General features: G+C 72.5%; 15 protein-coding genes and 1 pseudogene. 9 read left to right on the top strand and 7 right to left on the bottom strand.

The window, feature by feature from the left end; genetic code table 11:
- Positions 1-43: 43 nt before the first annotated feature.
- Positions 44-1,234, top strand: a complete 1,191-nt coding sequence (locus tag CCZ36_RS14690) for a DUF2786 domain-containing protein (protein ID WP_128817820.1) — start codon at positions 44-46, stop codon at positions 1,232-1,234.
- Positions 1,235-1,272: 38 nt separating this feature from the next.
- Positions 1,273-3,399, top strand: coding sequence for an FUSC family protein (locus CCZ36_RS14685; protein WP_069738746.1), 2,127 nt, complete (start codon positions 1,273-1,275; stop codon positions 3,397-3,399).
- 93 nt (positions 3,400-3,492) lie between these two features.
- Here the strand turns inward: CCZ36_RS14685 and CCZ36_RS14680 are convergent, their stop codons facing one another.
- Positions 3,493-4,008 carry a hypothetical protein gene (locus tag CCZ36_RS14680; RefSeq protein WP_069738745.1) on the bottom strand — a complete coding sequence of 172 codons (516 nt, stop codon included), beginning with the start codon at positions 4,006-4,008 and terminating at the stop codon, positions 3,493-3,495.
- Between the two features lie 220 nt (positions 4,009-4,228).
- On the opposite strand from CCZ36_RS14680, the gene CCZ36_RS14670 reads away from it, so the two are divergent.
- Positions 4,229-4,471 carry a DUF397 domain-containing protein gene (locus CCZ36_RS14670; protein ID WP_003968242.1) on the top strand — a complete coding sequence of 81 codons (243 nt, stop codon included), beginning with the start codon at positions 4,229-4,231 and terminating at the stop codon, positions 4,469-4,471.
- Between the two features lie 46 nt (positions 4,472-4,517).
- Here the strand turns inward: CCZ36_RS14670 and CCZ36_RS14665 are convergent, their stop codons facing one another.
- On the bottom strand, positions 4,518-5,015 hold the full coding sequence (locus tag CCZ36_RS14665; RefSeq protein WP_069738744.1) for an ATP-binding protein: 498 nt from the start codon (positions 5,013-5,015) through the stop codon (positions 4,518-4,520).
- A gap of 357 nt (positions 5,016-5,372) precedes the next feature.
- Between CCZ36_RS14665 and CCZ36_RS14660 the strand changes: the two genes are divergently transcribed.
- Positions 5,373-6,236, top strand: coding sequence for a helix-turn-helix domain-containing protein (locus tag CCZ36_RS14660; protein ID WP_069738743.1), 864 nt, complete (start codon positions 5,373-5,375; stop codon positions 6,234-6,236).
- A gap of 58 nt (positions 6,237-6,294) precedes the next feature.
- Positions 6,295-7,752, top strand: coding sequence for an aldehyde dehydrogenase family protein (locus CCZ36_RS14655; RefSeq protein WP_128817819.1), 1,458 nt, complete (start codon positions 6,295-6,297; stop codon positions 7,750-7,752).
- A 7-nt stretch (positions 7,753-7,759) separates the two neighbouring features.
- Here the strand turns inward: CCZ36_RS14655 and CCZ36_RS14650 are convergent, their stop codons facing one another.
- Positions 7,760-8,767: a GlxA family transcriptional regulator gene (locus CCZ36_RS14650; RefSeq protein WP_128819503.1), complete on the bottom strand. Its 1,008-nt coding sequence runs from the start codon at positions 8,765-8,767 to the stop codon at positions 7,760-7,762.
- Between the two features lie 64 nt (positions 8,768-8,831).
- Between CCZ36_RS14650 and CCZ36_RS14645 the strand changes: the two genes are divergently transcribed.
- From CCZ36_RS14645 to CCZ36_RS14630, 4 genes are all read left to right on the top strand, one after another.
- Complete coding sequence (locus CCZ36_RS14645) at positions 8,832-10,139, top strand: MFS transporter (protein WP_128817818.1); 1,308 nt, start codon at positions 8,832-8,834, stop codon at positions 10,137-10,139.
- Between the two features lie 15 nt (positions 10,140-10,154).
- Positions 10,155-10,796 carry a PadR family transcriptional regulator gene (locus CCZ36_RS14640; protein ID WP_069738739.1) on the top strand — a complete coding sequence of 214 codons (642 nt, stop codon included), beginning with the start codon at positions 10,155-10,157 and terminating at the stop codon, positions 10,794-10,796.
- A gap of 95 nt (positions 10,797-10,891) precedes the next feature.
- Positions 10,892-11,857, top strand: a complete 966-nt coding sequence (locus CCZ36_RS14635; RefSeq protein WP_069738738.1) for an ATP-binding cassette domain-containing protein — start codon at positions 10,892-10,894, stop codon at positions 11,855-11,857.
- Positions 11,854-12,681 (top strand): ABC transporter permease, encoded by an 828-nt coding sequence (locus tag CCZ36_RS14630; protein WP_128817817.1) that lies wholly within the window; start codon positions 11,854-11,856, stop codon positions 12,679-12,681. The genes CCZ36_RS14635 and CCZ36_RS14630 overlap by 4 nt, the downstream gene beginning before the upstream one ends.
- 15 nt (positions 12,682-12,696) lie before the next feature.
- Here the strand turns inward: CCZ36_RS14630 and CCZ36_RS14625 are convergent, their stop codons facing one another.
- The 4 genes and pseudogenes from CCZ36_RS14625 to CCZ36_RS14610 all read right to left on the bottom strand — a co-directional run bounded on the left by CCZ36_RS14625 (position 12,697) and on the right by CCZ36_RS14610 (position 16,933).
- Complete coding sequence (locus tag CCZ36_RS14625) at positions 12,697-14,124, bottom strand: glutamate decarboxylase (protein ID WP_128817816.1); 1,428 nt, start codon at positions 14,122-14,124, stop codon at positions 12,697-12,699.
- A 66-nt stretch (positions 14,125-14,190) separates the two neighbouring features.
- Positions 14,191-14,289: pseudogene (locus CCZ36_RS35710) on the bottom strand (NAD(P)H dehydrogenase); the annotation flags it as partial.
- 208 nt (positions 14,290-14,497) lie between these two features.
- Positions 14,498-15,781, bottom strand: coding sequence for an ion channel protein (locus CCZ36_RS14615; protein ID WP_128817815.1), 1,284 nt, complete (start codon positions 15,779-15,781; stop codon positions 14,498-14,500).
- 198 nt (positions 15,782-15,979) lie between these two features.
- Positions 15,980-16,933, bottom strand: coding sequence for a DUF368 domain-containing protein (locus CCZ36_RS14610; protein WP_069738734.1), 954 nt, complete (start codon positions 16,931-16,933; stop codon positions 15,980-15,982).
- Between the last annotated feature and the right edge of the window lie 92 nt (positions 16,934-17,025).

The following is a 17,025-nucleotide window of genomic DNA, read 5'->3' as shown; positions in this document are numbered from 1 at the left end:
CCCCGTCCCGCGGCCCGGATGCCGCGCGCCTACCCTTGGCCGGATGGAATCCGTGATCGACCGGGCGTGCGCGGCGGCCCTCTACGCGGAGGGCGACGCCGCCCTGGACACCGGCGCTTCCCTGCTCGCCGCCGCCCCGGACGCCGATGACGCGGCGCACCGGCGCGGCGAGGAGTTCGTGCGCCGGGCGTGGGAGCGCGGCTGGCACCCCGCCGACCTGGTCCGGTTCGTCCGCCGGGAGCTGGACGAGCGGCGGGCGGCGCTGGCCGGGACCCTGATCGCCGCCGAGACCGCCCGGTACGCGGAGCTGCCGCCCCGGTGGCGGCAGCAGCTCGCCGGGCTTCCGCCGACCGTGGAGCGCAACCGCCCCGACCGGTTCGGTTACGCCGCCGATCTGCTGGAGCTCTACCGGGTGCTGCTGCGGCTGCCCGCCATCGAGCCGGTGGGCCCGACGCCCGGCGCCGCCGCCGACCACCTGCACCGGCCGCCCGCCGCCGACGAGCCCCGGATGCTCACCCGGATCCGGGCGCTGCTGGCGAAGGCCGAGGCGACCGGTTTTCCGGAGGAGGCCGAGGCGCTGACCACCAAGGCCCAGGAGCTGATGGCCCGGCACACCATCGACGAAGCCCTCCTCGCCGCCCGGACGGGGAGCCGCGAGACGCCGGGAGCCTGCCGGATCGGGGTGGAGCCCCCGTACGAGAGCGCCAAGGCGGTCCTGCTGGACGCCGTCGCCTCCGCGAACCGCTGCCGGGCCGTGTGGAACGAGGACTTCGACTTCTCCACGGTCGTCGGCTTCGAGGCGGACCTGGAGGCGGTCGAGCTGCTGTTCACCTCGCTGCTCGTCCAGGGGACGACGGCGATGACCCGGGCGGAGGCCGGACAGCGCGCCGGGGGCCGCAAGCGGACCAAGACCTTCCGGCAGGCGTTCTGGATGGGGTACGCCCAGCGCCTCGGCCGCCGGCTGGCCGCCGACGCCGAGCGGGTCACGACGGAAGCGGAGACCGGTACCGGCACGACGGGAGAGGGCGGCGGACTGCTTCCCGTCCTCGCCGCCCGGGACGTCGCGGTCGCCGACACCGCCGAGCGGATGTTCCCGAGGACCACGACCACCCGGCTCCGCGGCGTCTTGGACCTGGCGGGCTGGACGCACGGCACCGAGGCCGCCGACCGGGCCCGGGTGGGCGGTGCGCGGGGCGGCACGTTCCACCGACCCGACGGGGACATCACGGCGTAAGTCGAGCTTGTTCGGGATTGCCCCGTTAGGCTCGGCCCATGAGCTGGCTCCGGGCGCTGAAGGAGACCGCCCGCTCGGGGCTGGAGATCGAGCGGCAGAAACTGGAACCTCTCATCGCGTTGCGCGGTGCGGCCGGTCTCGCCCTCGTCATCGGCATCAGCCTCGTGCTGTTCGGCCCGGAGATCGCGGCGAGCTCCGCGTTCGGCGCGTTCCAGGCGGCCATCGCCACCTTCCAGCGCAGCTGGCGGCCGCGCCCCGTCCTCGCCCTGGTCTCGGGGGCGAGCCTCGCCGTCTCGACCTTCGTCGGGTACGTCAGCGGCGCGCACGTCGTGCTCTTCCTCTGCCTGCTCGGCCTCTGGACCTTCCTCGCCGGGCTCGCCTGGGCGGCGGGCCCCACGGCGGGCATCATCGCCGCGTCCAACGTCGCGATCATGCTGGTGACCATCACCCTGCCCACCTCGGTCGTGGACGCCGCCGCCCACGCGGGGATGATCGCCGTCGGCGGCCTCGTGCAGGCCGCGCTGATCGTCCTCTTCCCGGTCCGCAGATGGGGCGCCCAGCGCGACGCGCTCGCCGACGCCCTGGCCGCCGAGGCCGACTACGCCCGCCGGCTGCGCCACGACCCGGTCGCCCCCTTCGACCCGCTGCCCCTGATGACCGCCCGCAGCGCCGCCGCCGTCACCTCGCGCGAGGCCCGCCGCCGCCCCGCCGAGCTGCGCGGGGCGCGGGGCGTCGCCGAGCGGCTGCGCCCGGTGCTGGCCTCGCTGGCGGACCCGGCGATGGGGGTGCCCGGCGACGGCCTGGAGCGGCTCTGGGTGAACGAGCTGCTGGGCGCGGCCGGATCGGTCCTGGACGCCGCCGCGCGGGCCGTCCGGCACGGCGAACCCGTCCATCTCTCCGCCACCGACCTGGGCGTCCTGAAGACCCCCGACAACGACGTGATCCTCGTCGGCCCGGCCCGCCGCGCCGCCGACCGGCTCGCGGCGCTGCTCGACGACGTCCTGGAGATCGCGGAGGGCACCGGCACCGACAGCGGCATTCCCACCGACCTCGCCCCGGACACCCGGCACCGGCCCTCGCTGCTGAAGCTGGTCCCGGTGGTGCTGGCCGCGATGCGCCGCGAGCTGCACCTCGGCTCACCGATCCTGCGCCACGCGATCCGGGTCGCGGTGGTCGCCGTCTCCGGCTACTTCGTCGGCGAGGCCGTCCCGCTCGGCCACGGCTACTGGGCGCCGATGACCGCCGTCATGGTGATGCGGCCCGAGTTCTCGCAGACGTACGCCCGCTCCGCCGGACGCTTCGGCGGCACCCTGGTCGGGGTCGGGCTCGCCACCGCGATCGTGCAGACCGCGCACCCCGACGCCCGGCTCTCCGCGCTCCTCGCGGTGATCTGCGCCGGGCTGATGTACCTGCTGATGGGGACCGGCTACGCGGTCGGCCAGGTCTGCGTCGCCGCGTACGTCGTCTTCCTGCTCGGCATGGCCGGCGACGACTGGTCCCAGACCGTCACCGAACGCATCGTGCTGACCCTCGTCGGCGGACTCCTCGCGATGATCGCGTACGCCCTCTACCCGGCCTGGGAGACCCCGCGGCTGCGCAACCGGCTGGCCGAGTGGCTGGTGGCGGACGGACGGTACGCCGCCACGGTCGTCGACCGGTACGCCGACCCCGCGTCCCGCGACAACGAAGACGTCCGGGACGCGCTGATCGCCACCCGGGAGGCCCGTGTCGCGTGGCAGGAGGCGCTGGCGACGGCCCAGCACGAACCCGTACGGCACCGGGGCATCTCCCGGGCCGCCGCCACCGACGCCCAGCACGCGCTGGCCCAGCTGGGCCGGTCCGCGATGGTCCTGGAGGCCCATCTGCCGGCCCGGTCGGCCGATCCGGTGCCCGGCGCAGCCGAGTTGGCCGAGGCGCTGCGCCGGGCCACCGAGAGGGGCGCCAAGGCGGTACGGGAGCGGCGGCTGCCCGACTGGCAGCCGGTGGCGGACGCGGTGGCCCACTGGGACATGCCCACCCCGACGGACGACGGCACGACACCGGTCGGCGATCCGGTGGTGCGCCGGGGCGCGGCGCTGCTCCTGGACGCGCTGGAGGAGTTCACCCGCGCCCTGGACGAGCGCGGCGGCTCCACCCGCGTCAGCAGTGTCCTCGCCGAGGGCTGAGAGCGCCCCCGGCGAGTCCGGCGGTGGCCTCACGGCACGGGGCCTCGGGCCGCGGCGGCCCCACGGGTGCGGGGGCCCCGGATCGCGGTGGACCTACGGCGCGGGCACCTCGGGCAGGTCTCCCAGGTCGGGGAGCGAGGGCATGCCGCTCGGCAGCTTGCCCGCCTCCGCCTTGGCGAGGGTGTCCTTGGCGCCGCCGTCCCACGAGACGACCAGCTTCGAGCCGTCGACGGAGTCGATCGCGCCCATCGTGCGCTCGGTGCCGCCGTCGGTGCACTTCAGCGCGAGCATCGGCTCACCGCCCATGTCCTTCACGTCGCCCTGGCACACGGACTTGTCGGCGACGAGGGCGACCTTGCGGGCGGCGATGGACACGGTGACGTGTCTGCCGTCCGTCAGCCCCACCCAGGTGCCCTCCAGCGCGCCGGCGTCGACGGAGCCCCCGCCGGACTCCCCGGAGTCCTCGCCGCCGCCGGCGCCGGGCGTCGCGCTCGCCGACGCGTCCGCGCCGGCGTCCTTCTCCGCGTCGTCGCTGCCGCAGGCGGTCAGCGCGAACGAGGCGGCCAGAGCGGCCACCGCGATGACGCCGGTGCGTAGAGACCTGGTCACGTGGAGTTCCCCCTTGTTGTTTTCCGGTCGAAAGACCGCGCCACGTTACCAAGGTCCGCAACGATCAACTCCGGTAAGTGGGAGCGAAATAGACGCGCCGTTCGTCTTGTAATCGAAGGAACACCCCGCGTGCACGTGCATCTGCTCATGCATTGGCATATGAACAGAGCTATGATCCGAGCTAGTTGACACTTGCACCTTGCAACTCGGGGAGCGTCCTGTGCACCACGTGTACAACGGCATGGCGGCCACAGAGCTTCGCGGAGTCGTCTGGCAGAAGAGCAGGCACAGCAACTCCCAGGGATCCTGCGTGGAGTTCGCGCGGCTGCCCGGAGGAAATGTGGCGATGCGGAACTCCCGTCATCCCGACGGGCCCGCCCTCGTCTACACGCCCGCGGAGATCGAGGCGTTGCTGCTGGGCGTCAAGGACGGCGAGTTCGATCATCTCGCGGCAGGCGCCTGACGCCGGGCCCGGCCCATGGGGGGCCGGACCCGGGCTTCCGTGAGTCCTACTCCGCCTTTTCCGGCAGTCGGAAAAGGGCCCAGACGACCTTGCCGTACAGCGGTCCCGAGGGCAGCTCTCCGAGCGGCACGGGGGAGGGGTGCCAGCCCCAGCTGTCGCTGACGCATTCCACCAGGAACAGTCCGCGGCCGGATTCGGCGGAATCCGCCGCCTCGCCCGCCACCGGGCTTTCGCGGCTGGGATCGCGCACCGCGCACACCAGCCGCGAGGTCCACCGCATCAGATGCAGCCGCACCGGCGGGTCCTGGAACTCCCGCGGCGGATCGGCGGGCAGCGCGTGGCGCAGGGCGTTGGTGACGAGTTCGGACACCACCAGGGCGACATCGTCGAACCGGTCGCCCAGCTCCCACCGCTCCAGCGTGGTCCGGGTGAACTTCCGTGCCCCGCCGACCGCTTCGTAACGCGCAGGCAGGGCGCACGAGGCCGATCCGGCAACCCCTGAGGGGTCGGTGGGGGGAAGCCCCTGCCGTAACGGCTCGAGCATCGTCGATCCATTCGTCCCCATACGAGGCACTCCCGGGATTCGCGGCTGTAGCGGCACTGCCTGTAGCGGTACTGCGGGGGGTACAGCGGCACAACACGAGCACGCAGGTGCGCGGGGACCATGGTTCCGAATGCGCACAGCAGATGCAAGGGCAGATGCACGTGCACGCGCCGGACCTGCCCGATACCGTGGTGGTTGCGGGGCATTTCTTCCCGAGGTCAGTTTCGGAGCTTTCCGGACGTCTTCCCATTTCCGTAATCGAATGAGTACGGGCTGAAGCGTTTTGGTGGCAGAATCCGGCAGTCGGGGTTCGGGGGGCTCCGGGTGCCAGGGAAGGCGATGGGGAGGGTCGGACCAGTGTCGGCAGGTGAGTCGAGTGGATCGGTGGTGCGGCGCATCCTCCTGGGCTCTCAGCTCAGGAGACTGCGGGAGTCGCGCGGTATCACCCGTGAGGCGGCCGGCTACTCGATCCGGGCCTCCGAATCGAAGATCAGCCGCATGGAGTTGGGACGGGTGAGCTTCAAGGCCAGGGACGTCGAGGACCTCCTCACGCTCTACGGAGTGGCGGACGAGGCGGAGCGGGACTCCCTCCTCGGCCTGGCTCGCGAGGCCAACGTGGCGGGCTGGTGGCACAGTTACGGTGACGTGCTGCCCGGGTGGTTCCAGACGTACGTCGGCCTGGAGGGCGCCGCGTCCCTCATCCGCATCTATGAAGTCCAGTTCGTGCACGGGCTGTTGCAGACCGAGGCGTATGCCCATGCCGTCGTCTCGCGCGGGATGCGCGGAGCCTCGCCCGCCGAGATCGACCGCCGCGTCGCCCTGCGCCTGGAGCGCCAGAAGGTTCTCGTGTCGGAGCGGGCCCCGGCGTTCCACGCCGTGCTCGACGAGGCGGCGCTGCGCCGCCCGTACGGCGACCGCGAGGTGATGCGTGCCCAATTGCGGCATCTGATCGATATGTCGGAGCAGTCGAACATCACGCTCCAGGTCATGCCCTTCAGTCACGGCGGCCACGCGGGCGAGAGTGGCGCATTCACGATGCTGCGTTTTCCGGAATCCGATCTGTCGGACATTGTCTATTTGGAGCAGCTGACGAGTGCGCTCTATCTGGACAAGCCCGAAGAAGTCGCGCAGTACGAAAAGGCGATGGCGGCTCTCGCCCAGGAGGGCCCGTCCCCGGAAGAGAGCCGGGATCTTCTGCGCGGACTACTCCAACTGACGTAATTTCTCGTTACGATGACGTTGCATCAGGAGTCTGCGAACGCCTGCAGTAAGGGATTGCATGTCCTTCTTCCATGAACTGGCCCACCAGTACATCGACGGCGAGTGGCTGACCGGCAGCGGCTCGTGGGACATCATCGATTTCAATCCCTACAACGGTGAGAAACTCGCCGCCGTCACCGTGGCCACCGCGCTGGAGGTCGACCGGGCCTACCGGGCCGCCGAGCGGGCGCAGCGGGAATGGGCCTCGGTCAACCCGTACGAGCGGCGCGCCGTCCTCGAACGCGCGCTCCGCATCACCGGCGAGCGGGCCGAGGAGATCGCCGAGGCGATCATCGACGAGCTGGGCGGCACCCGTCCCCGCGCGCGGTACGAGGTCGACAGCGCCACCGAGTTCCTGCGTGAGGCGATCCGTCAGGCGCTGCGCCCCACCGGACGCCTGCTGCCCGCCGTGGGGGACGGCCGGGAGAACCGGCTCTACCGGCTGCCCGTCGGCGTCGTCGGGGTCATCAGCGCCTTCAACTTCCCTTTCCTGGTGACGATGAAGTCCGTCGCGCCCGCCCTGGCGCTCGGCAACGCGGTCGTCGTGAAACCCCATCAGAACGCGCCCGTCGTCGGCGGCGGTCTGATAGCGAAGATCTTCGAGGACGCCGGGCTGCCGGCCGGGCTGCTCAACGTCGTCATCACCGACAGCGCCGAGATAGGCGACGCGTTCATCGAACACCCCGTGCCCAAGGTGATCTCCTTCACCGGCTCCGACCGGGTCGGCCGGCACATAGCCGCCACGGCGGCGGGCTCCTTCAAGAGGACCATCCTCGAACTGAGCGGCAACAGCGCCCTGGTGGTTCTGGAGGACGCCGATGTCGAGTACGCGGTCCGGTCCGCCGTCTTCAGCCGCTTCCTGCACCAGGGGCAGGTCAGCATGGCGGCCAACCGGATCCTGGTGGACCGGTGCGTGGCCGAGGAGTTCACCGCGAAGTTCACCGCCGAGGTGGCCGCGCTCCGGGCCGGCGACCCGAGGGACCCGGAGACCCGGATCGGGCCCGTCATCAACGCCTTCCAGGCCGACGCGCTGGACGCCCTGGTGGACCGGGCGGTCGCGGACGGCGCGACGGCCCTCGTCCGGGGCCGGACCGTCGGCAATGTCGTCGGGCCCACCGTCCTCACCGGGCTCGCGGAGGACTCCCCGCTGCTTCGGCAGGAGATCCTCGGCCCGGTGGCCCTGCTGATGACGTTCGACGGCGAGGAGGAGGCCGTACGGATCGTCAACGAGGGCCCCTACGGCCTCAGCGGCGCGGTCCACACCCGGGACGCGGAGCGCGGTGTGAAGTTCGCCCAGCGCATCGTCAGCGGGATGTTCCACGTCAACGACTCGACCGTGCAGGACGATCCGCTGGTCGCGTTCGGCGGCGAGAAGACGTCCGGGGTGGGGCGGCTGAACGGCGAGGCCGTGGTGGAGGCGTTCACCACACAGCGGTGGATGTCGATCCAGCACGGCCGCTCGGTCTTCCCGTACTGACGCTGCGTCACGTGCGGGGCCCGGGCCCCCGGAACGTGGTGCGGTAGGCGCTCGGCGAGACGCCCAGCGCCTTATGGAAGTGCCGGCGCAGATTGGCCGCCGTACCGAGCCCGGTGCGGGCGGCCACCTGCTCCACGGGTGTGTCCGACTCCTCCAGCAACTCCCTGGCCAGCTCGATCCGTTGCCGAGTCAGCCAGGCCATGGGCGTCAGGCCGGACTCCTCCCGGAACCGCCGGGTGAAGTGCCGTACGCTCATCGACTCCCGGGCCGCCAACTGCCCCAGCGTGATGGGGTCCTGGAGCCGTCGCAGCGCCCACTCGCGGGCGGCCGAGGTCCCCGGGGCCGACCGCCCGGGCACCGGCCGCCGGATGTACTGCACCTGGCCGCCCTCGCGATGGGGCGGTACGACCGTGCGCCGGGCCACATCGTTCGCGACGGCCGTCCCGTGGTCGCACCGGATCATGTGCAGGCACAGATCGATCCCGGCCGCACAGCCCGCCGAGGTCAGGACGGAGCCCCCGTCGGTGTAGAGCACGTCCGGGTCCAGTCCGACGTGGGGGAAGAGCCGGGCGAACAGCTCCGTGTACCGCCAGTGCGTGGTGGCCGTGTGCCCGTCGAGGAGTCCGGCCGAGGCCAGAACGAACGCGCCGGTGCAGATCGAGGCCACCCGGACGCCGGGCCGGATCAGCGCGAGAGCCTCGGCCAGCGGGGCCGGGAGCGCGGGCGTCTGCTGAACGTAGTCCTCGTACGACGACAGCACGATCACCGTGTCGGCCTCGGCCAGCGCCTCGGGCCCGTGCGCGACGGCCACGGTGAAGTCGCCGTCCGTCGTGACGTCGCCGGGCGCGGGGGAGCAGGTGGCGACCTCGTACAACGGCTCGCCGTCCGCCGACGCCCCCTGCCGGGCCTGGCCGAAGAGCTGGTGGACGATGCCCAGCTCGATGGGGAGCAGGACCGCGCGGGCGAGCACGGCGACCCGGTGCCGCCCGGGGTGGGTGAAGACCGTCATGGCCATATCCTTGCGCACCTGGTCCATCGGGACACTGTGAGGGCGGGGTCCTGCTCGCGAGGCTGCCTGTATGACCTCCTCGACCTCGACCAGCACCGGGTCCGCCCCTGTCCACCGCGCATGGCTGACGGCCGCCGCGGCCGGCGCGGCCATCGTCACGGCGGGCGCGTTCACCACCGTCCCCGGTCTGCTGGTGACGCCCCTGCACCAGGAGTACGCCTGGGAGCGCGGCCAGGTCGCGCTCGCCGCCTCGGTGAACATGGTGCTCTACGGCCTCACCGCCCCCTTCGCGGCGGCGCTGATGGACCGGATCGGGGCCCGCCGGGTGGCCACGGGCGCGCTGCTGCTGGTCGCGGCAGGGGCGCTGCTCACCGGGGTGATGACGCGGCCGTGGCAGTTGGTCGCGTACTGGGGTGTGCTGATCGGCCTCGGCAGCGGCTGTCTGACCATGACGTTCGCCGCCGGGGTGACCGCCCGCTGGTTCGACCGGCGGCGCTCCCTGGTGACGGGCGCGCTCAGCTCCGCGAGCCACCTGGGCCAGCTGCTGTTCCTTCCCCTCCTCGCCTGGTCCGTCGACCGCCACGGCTGGCGTCCGCCGGTGGTGACCCTGGCGCTGGCGGCCCTGGCGGCGGCCGCCCTGGTGTTCCTGCTGCTGCGCGACCACCCGGCCGAGGCGGGCGTGAAGCCTTATGGGGCAACGGAGTTCCTGCCGGTTCCGCCCCCGGCCGCCGGAGCGGCGGCGCGCACGCTGAAGGTGCTCCTGCGGGCGGCGCGCTCCGGCCCGTTCTGGCTGCTGGCCGGGGCGTTCGCGCTCTGCGGGGCGTCCACCAACGGCATCATGTGGTCCAACTGGGCGCCCGCCGCGCACGATCACGGCATGCGGGCCACGGCGGCGGCCTCGCTGCTGTCCCTGATCGGGATCTTCTCCGCCCTCGGTGCGCTGCTGGCCGGCTGGCTGACCGACCGGTTCGACCCGCGCCGTGTGCTCACCGTCTGCTTCGCCGTCCGCGCGCTCACCCTCCTCGCTCTGCCCCTGGTGTTCGCCTCGACGGTCACCGTCCCGATGCTGCTGTTCGTGGCGGCCTACGGGCTCGTGGACGTCGCGACCGTGCCGCCCGTCATCGAGCTGGCCCGCCGCGTGTACGGGGAGGACGGCCCCGTCGTCTTCGGCTGGGCGAACGCCGCCCACCAACTGGGCGCGGGCGCGTCGGCGTTCCTCGGGGCCACCGCCCGGGACACGGCCGGCAGCTACGACGTGGTGTGGGCGGCGCTGGCGGCCGGATGCCTGGTCGCGGCCCTGCTGGCCTCCGCCGTGCGGACGCGAGGACACACCTGCCGCCCGGACGCAAGCGGACGGGGCTACCCTAGTCAAAGTTGAATACGAAGGAGTGCCATGTCCGCGATCCGGCTGCTGGTCCTCGGCGCGGTGCGCATGCACGGCCGCGCGCACGGCTATCAGGTCCGCAACGACCTGGAGTACTGGGGCGCGCACGAGTGGTCCAACGCCAAACCCGGGTCGATCTACCACGCCCTGAAGCAGATGGCGAAGCAGGGGCTGCTCCTCGCGCACGAGACGGCCCCCTCCACGGCCGGCGGCCCGCCGCGCACCGAGTACGAGGTCACGGGGAAGGGGCTCGAGGAATACCGCGCCCTGCTGCGGGACGCCATCCGTTCCTACGACCGGAACATGGACGTCCTCTCGGCGGCGATCGGCTTCATCGTGGACCTGCCCCGCGAGGAGGCGATCGCGCTGCTGAAGGAGCGGATCGAGGGCATCCGCGAGTGGCGGGACACGGTGACCGAGTACTACACCCCCGAGGAGGGGCCCGAATCCCTCGGCCATATCGGCGAGATCATGAACCTGTGGGTGTGCTCGGCGGACAGCGGCGCCGAGTGGACCCGGGGTCTGATCGCCCGTATCGAGGGCGGCGCGTACACCTTCGCGGGCGAGGGTGACCCCTTCGTCGGGGTGCTCGCCGAAGGTGAGGAGAACCCCTACGCCACCGGGGTGCCCGACCCCGGGGACCACGAGTAATCAAGTTTGACGAATGCCGGACCGGGGTTTATCTTCGAGCTGCTAGTCAAGTTTGACTACAAGAGTTGTGAAGGCGTGGAAGGGCGGCGGGGAACGTGACGGAAGCGATCGTCATGGACGGAGTGCACAAGCGGTACGGGGAGAAACGCGCCCTGGACGGACTGGACCTGGTCGTCGGCCGCGGCACCGTCCACGGGGTGCTCGGCCCCAACGGGGCGGGCAAGACCACCGCCGTACGGATCGTGTCGACGCTGCTGCGCCACGACGAGGGCCGGGTCACCGTGGCCGGCCTCGACGTCCGCGAGCGGGCGGGCGAGGTACGGCGCAGGATCGGGCTGCTCGGGCAGCACGCGGCGGTGGACGAACAGCTCGGCGGACGGCAGAACCTGGAGATGTTCGGGCGGCTGTACCACCTGGGCGCCCGCCGGGCGGGCAGCCGGGCGGACGAGCTCCTGGAGCGGTTCGGCCTCGCGGACACCGGCCGCAAGGCGGTCAAGCAGTACAGCGGCGGCATGCGCAGGCGCCTGGACCTCGCCGCGTCGCTGATCACCGATCCGGACGTGCTGTTCCTGGACGAGCCGACGACCGGCCTCGACCCACGCGGCCGGACCGAGGTGTGGGACGCGGTGCGGTCCCTGGTAGGAGGCGGCACCACCGTGCTGCTGACCACCCAGTATCTGGAGGAGGCGGACCAGCTGGCCGACCGGATCTCCCTCATCGACCACGGCCGGTCGGTCGCCGAGGGGACCCCCGACGAGCTGAAGGCCCGCGTCGGCGGCGACCGCGTCGACATCGTCCTGCGGGACGCGTCCCGGCTGGCCCGGGCGGCGGAGCTGCTCGGCGGCGAGGGCCTGACGCTCGACCCGGACCGGCGGCGGATCGGCGCGCCCGCCCCGGACCGGATGGCGGCCCTGACCCGGACGGTACGGGTACTGGACGAGGCGGGCATCGAGGCGGAGGACATCGCGGTGCGCCGCCCGACCCTGGACGAGGTGTTCCTGTCCCTGACCGGGCGGCCCGCCGAGGAGCGGCGTACGGAGAAGACGGAGGTGGCGGCATGAGCGCGGCGACGACGACGGCCCCCGGCCCGGGCGGGGCGGCCTCCCGGCTGGGCTGGGCGCTGGCCGATTCCTGGACGATGACCCGCCGCGAACTGGCGCACTGGGCCCGGCAGCCCGTCGAGGTCCTCGTCAACCTGGTGTTCCCGGTGATGCTGCTGCTGATGTTCACCTATCTGGTGGGCGGCGGCCGGGGCGTGCCGGGCGACCCCACCGAGTACCTGGTCCCCGGGATGCTCGCGCTGACCATGGCCTTCGGCCTGGAGGCCACGATGCTCGCGGTCACCCAGGACCTCGGCAAGGGCGTCATCGACCGCTTCCGCTCGATGCCGATGGTTCCCGGCGCGGTGCTGGTGGGCCGCAGCGCCGCGGACATGCTCCAGTCGGTTCTCTCCCTCGCCGTGATGACCGGGGTCGGTTACGCGGTCGGCTGGCGCTGGCACAACGGGGCGGCGGCCGCGCTGGCAGCGGTCGGTCTGCTGCTCCTGCTGCGGTTCGCGATGCTGTGGGTCGGCATCCACCTCGCCATGGTGGCGGGCAGGCCGGAGATGGTCACGGCGGTCCAGATCCTGGTCTGGCCGGTCGGCTTCCTCTCCAACGTCTTCGCCACTCCCGCGTCGATGCCGGGCTGGCTGGGCGCGGTGGTCGAGTGGAACCCCCTGTCCGCGACCGCCACCGCCGTACGGGAGTTGTTCGGCAACCCGGGCGGAGCCTCCGGCTCGTGGGCGGCGGAGCACGCCGAACTCCTGGCGGTGCTGTGGCCGGTGGCGATCATCGTGGTGTTCTTCCCGCTGGCCGTGGGGAAGTTCGCGCGGCTGAGCCGGTAGCGGCGGGCCGCCGACTCAGTGGTGGAAGGCCGTCGCCGCCTTCCGGTCATGGCTCACCGGGTGCTTCTGCGCCCGCAGTTCGGGCAGGAACAGCTTCAGGTCCTCGATCAGCAGCTCGGCCAGGTCGGAGGAGAAGCCGTTGCGGCACACCACCCGCAGCACCGACAGGTCCTGCCGGTTGGCGGGGAAGGTGTACGCGGGGACCAGCCAGCCGCGCTCCCGCAGCCGCCGCGACACGTCGAAGACGTCGTACGTGTGGACCTCGGGGGTCGTTGTGAAGGCGAACACCGGCAACTCGTCGCCCCGGGTGAGGAGTCGGAAGTCGCCGAGGTCCTCCACCGCGCGGGCGAGCCCGCGGGCCACGTCCCGGGAGGCCTGCTGGACCGCCCGGTAGCCGTCGTGCCCGAGGCGCAGGAACGTGTAGTACTGCGCGACCACCTGCGCCCCGGGCCGGGAGAAGTTCAGGGCGAACGTCGGCATGTCGCCGCCCAGGTAGTTGACCCGGAAGACCAGTTCCTCCGGCAGTTCGTCCGGCGTGCGCCACAGTGCCCAGCCGACTCCCGGATAGACCAGGCCGTACTTGTGGCCCGAGGTGTTGATCGACGCGACCCTCGGCAGCCGGAAGTCCCACACCAGATCCGGGTCGAGGAACGGCGCCACCATCGCGCCGGACGCCCCGTCCACATGGACGGGGATGTCGAGGCCGGTGCGCTCCTGGAGGGCGTCCAGGGCCGCGCAGAGGTCGGCGATCGGCTCGTAGGACCCGTCGAAGGTGGAGCCGAGGATGCCGACGACCCCGATGGTGTTCTCGTCGCAGAGCTCGGCGGCGGCCTGCGGGTCGATGTGGAAGCGCCCGCCCTCCATCGGGACCTGCCGGGCCTCCACCTCCCAGAAGTTGCAGAACTTCTCCCAGCAGACCTGCACGTTGACGCCCATCACCAGATTGGGCCGGGCCGTCGCCGGATAGCGGTCCGCGTTCCGCCTGGCCCAGCGCCGCTTCAGGGCGAGCCCCGCGAGCATGCACGCCTCGCTCGACCCGGTGGTCGAACACCCCACGGCCGCCGCCGGGTCGGGCGCGTTCCACAGGTCGGCGAGCATCGCCACACAGCGCTTCTCCAGCTCGGCGGTGCGCGGGTACTCGTCCTTGTCGATCATGTTCTTGTCCCGGCACTCGCCCATCAGGACGCCGGCCTGCGGCTCCATCCAGGTGGTGACGAACGTGGCCAGGTTGAGCCGGGAGTTGCCGTCGAGCATCAGCTCGTCGTGGACCAGCCGGTACGCCGTCATCGGCGGCAGCGGCCCGTCGGGGAGCCGGTGCCGGGGCGGCGCGGTGTTCATCGCGGCTGTCGGGTCCGCCTCGCCGAAGAACGGGTTCAGCGCGAGCCTGCGCCGCTCGTCGGAGGGCTCGTCATGTTCCGGTTGGGCACCGCGGTGGAGCGGCATGGTGGGAAAGCCCTTCTCTCGGCCGACGGGGTCGGTACGCGTCCGTGGGCGTCCGCGGGGACGGGGTCAGCTCTCGGCGGCCAGGCCCGCCTTGATGGCCCGGGCGAACTTCACGACCCGCTCGGCCTGTACGCGGGCGGCGGTGAGCGTCTGATCACCGACCGGGAAGAGGCGACGGCGACATTGACGGGCGTGGACACGCGGAGGACCTCCGTCGAAGCGGGACCGGTGCGGGATGGCGCAAAGCGCACGAATCAGACGATACGGAGGTTCGGCCCGTCCGGCGCGCCGGACGGGCCCCTCCCCGTGACCGCGTACGCCGTCGGCGCATCGGCGCGGCCCGCTCACCGCGCCCGCTCCGTACGCCCCCGGCTCACCGCAGCGACTTGCCATCCGCGTCCAGCTGCATCTGGGCCCGCCCCGTGACCAGCAGCCACGCGGGCAGGGTCGCCGCGCACAGCAGCGGCAGCACGGACGCGTCGCTGACCAGCACCGCCGCGGTGAACAGGCTCACCCAGCCCTGCCGGGTGACGGCGAGCAGCACACCCAGCACCGCGCAGGACACCGCGAGTGACGGGGGGACCGCGTCGGCCAGCGCATGGGCGCACAGCCCGAGCGACACCCCCGCGAAGACCGCCGGGAAGATCCGGCCGCCCCGGAAGCCGCAGGCGGCCGCGGTCACGAGCGCGGCCATCTTCACGATCGCCATCCCCGCGAACTCTCCGGCCGACCAGCCGTCCGGGTCCCCGGCGATCGTCTTCACCTCGTCGAGCCCCTTGAACAGGGTGAGATGGCCGCCCAGCGCGCCCAGCAGCCCCAGCACGAGACCGCCCGCCGTCAGGGCGAGCACCGGATGCCGCAGCGCCGCGAAGACCCGGTGCGCCACCGGGAACGCGTACACCGCGAGCAGCCCGAGGAGTGCGCCCACCGAGGCGATCAGCAGGGCGGAGAGCAGATCGCCCCAGTGCGGTCCGGCGTACGCGGGGAGGGACAGGTCGAAGCTGGGCTCCGCGATCAGCGACATGGTCAGCGCGCCCGCCGTACCGGCCGCGAGCGGGGCGAACAGCCGGTCCCAGAACGCCCCGGGGCCCGGCTGCGTGGCCAGCACCTCGGAGAGGATCAGCGCGGCGGCGACCGGCGTGCCGAAGAGGGCCCCGATCGTTCCGGCCGCCGCGAGCGCCACCCACACCTCGCCCGGGGCGCCGGGCGCGAACCGCCGGCCCAGCCAGAAGGCCAGGGCGATGTTGGCGGCGGTGATCGGGTTCTCCGGCCCGAGGCTCACCCCGCCCGCCAGCGCCAGGGTCGTCACCAGGAGCAGCCCGGGGACGACGCCGGGCCGCATCGGGGCGTCGACCAGCCCGGTGGTGGCCGGATCGGGCCCGCCGTGACCGGGCACGGCACGGAGGGCGAGCCCCACCGCGAGGCCGGTCGCGGTGAGCATCGCGACCATCCACAGCGAGGAGAACCGCCCCACCCCGAGCGCGTAGGGCAGGGACTCCCAGAGCACGTCCTGGAGCTGCTCGGCCAGGAGGCTCACCCCGAGCAGGATCAGCGCGCAGGCGACGCCGACCGCGATCGCGGGGAGGGCGAGCAGCGCGAGCCGCCGGGCGGGGGCGGGAGCGGGGTGCGGGGGTGCGGGGGATTCCGGGGCGGTCATCGGCTCACCCTAGGTTCACAGAATTCGCGAACCGGGCATAACGCCTCGACGTCGCTGAGCCGTCACGGCCCTGATCCCGCCGCTCTCCGCGCTGCCGCCCGTGGCCGGGATCCGGCAGGGCCGTGGGCGGAGCGGGCGGGCGAGCCGCCCGCCCCAGGGGCCCGGCGCGCCGGATTCAGCCCCGCCCGGGGCCCGGGATCACGTGCGCGCGTGACGGCCGCGCTTCGGCGCGGCGGGGGGCTGCTCCGTCTCCTTGGCCAGCCTGGCCTGCGCCCGGTGCTCCACCACCAGAACGGCGACGACCACGGCGGCGCCGAGCGCGAACAGGGCGATGCTCAGTCCGACCGAGCCGCTGGGCGCGAGCAGCCCGCGGTCATCGTCCTGCCACGGCCACAGCGCGCGCAGGGAACCGGCCATCAGGCCGGTCATCACGACCAGCGTCATGTGGTGGTGGTTCTCCAGCAGCCACTTCAGCAGCTTGACGAAGAGCGCCAGCCCCACGGCGCAGCCCAGCGCGAAGGCGGCGAGATAACCGAAGTCACGCTCGTTGACGGCGTCGATCGTCGGCTCGTACAGCCCCATGGTCAGCAGCAGGAACGAACCGGAGATGCCGGGCAGCACCAGCGCGCAGATCGCGATCGAACCGGACAGCGCGACCACCACCGGATGGGTCGGCATCTCGCCGGGCGGCAGTCCCGTCAGCGTGAAGGCGGCCGCCGCGACGACGACGCAGAGAGCGTAGTTCCCGACGCTCCAGCGCTGGCCGGAACCCGAGTACGGCACCCACAGCGACGCCAGCACCAGCCCGAAGAACAGGGCGTAGGCGGACTGAGGATGCTCCTCCACCAGCGGCGCGATCAGTTTGGCCGCGAGCACCAGGGCCACCGCCATACCGGCCAGCAGGGGAAGCAGGACCATCCAGTCGACGTTCCTCAGCTCCGCCCTGGCGCGCGCGGCCCCGCGGCCGCGCGGCAGATCGGTCGCGGCCATCCGCAGGGCGCTGGTGAGGTGACCGGCGCCGCCGATCAGCGTCTCGTACACGCCGGTGATCAGTGCGACGGTGCCACCGCTGACGCCGGGGACGGCCTCCGCCGTGCCGATGAGAGCGCCACGGAAGGCGTTGAAGACGTGGTGACCGGCTGGCTTCGCCATGATCTCCTGTTTCGACTGACGGCTCTCTGCCACGGATCGGCTTCCGGCCGCTGAGGGGAGCAGGCGACCATCCTAGGCGGCGCGTCGCGGGG

The sequence above is a fragment of the Streptomyces sp. S063 genome, from assembly GCF_002832675.1.
Lineage (GTDB): Bacteria > Actinomycetota > Actinomycetes > Streptomycetales > Streptomycetaceae > Streptomyces > Streptomyces sindenensis.
This window is presented reverse-complemented; position numbering and strand designations above follow the sequence as displayed.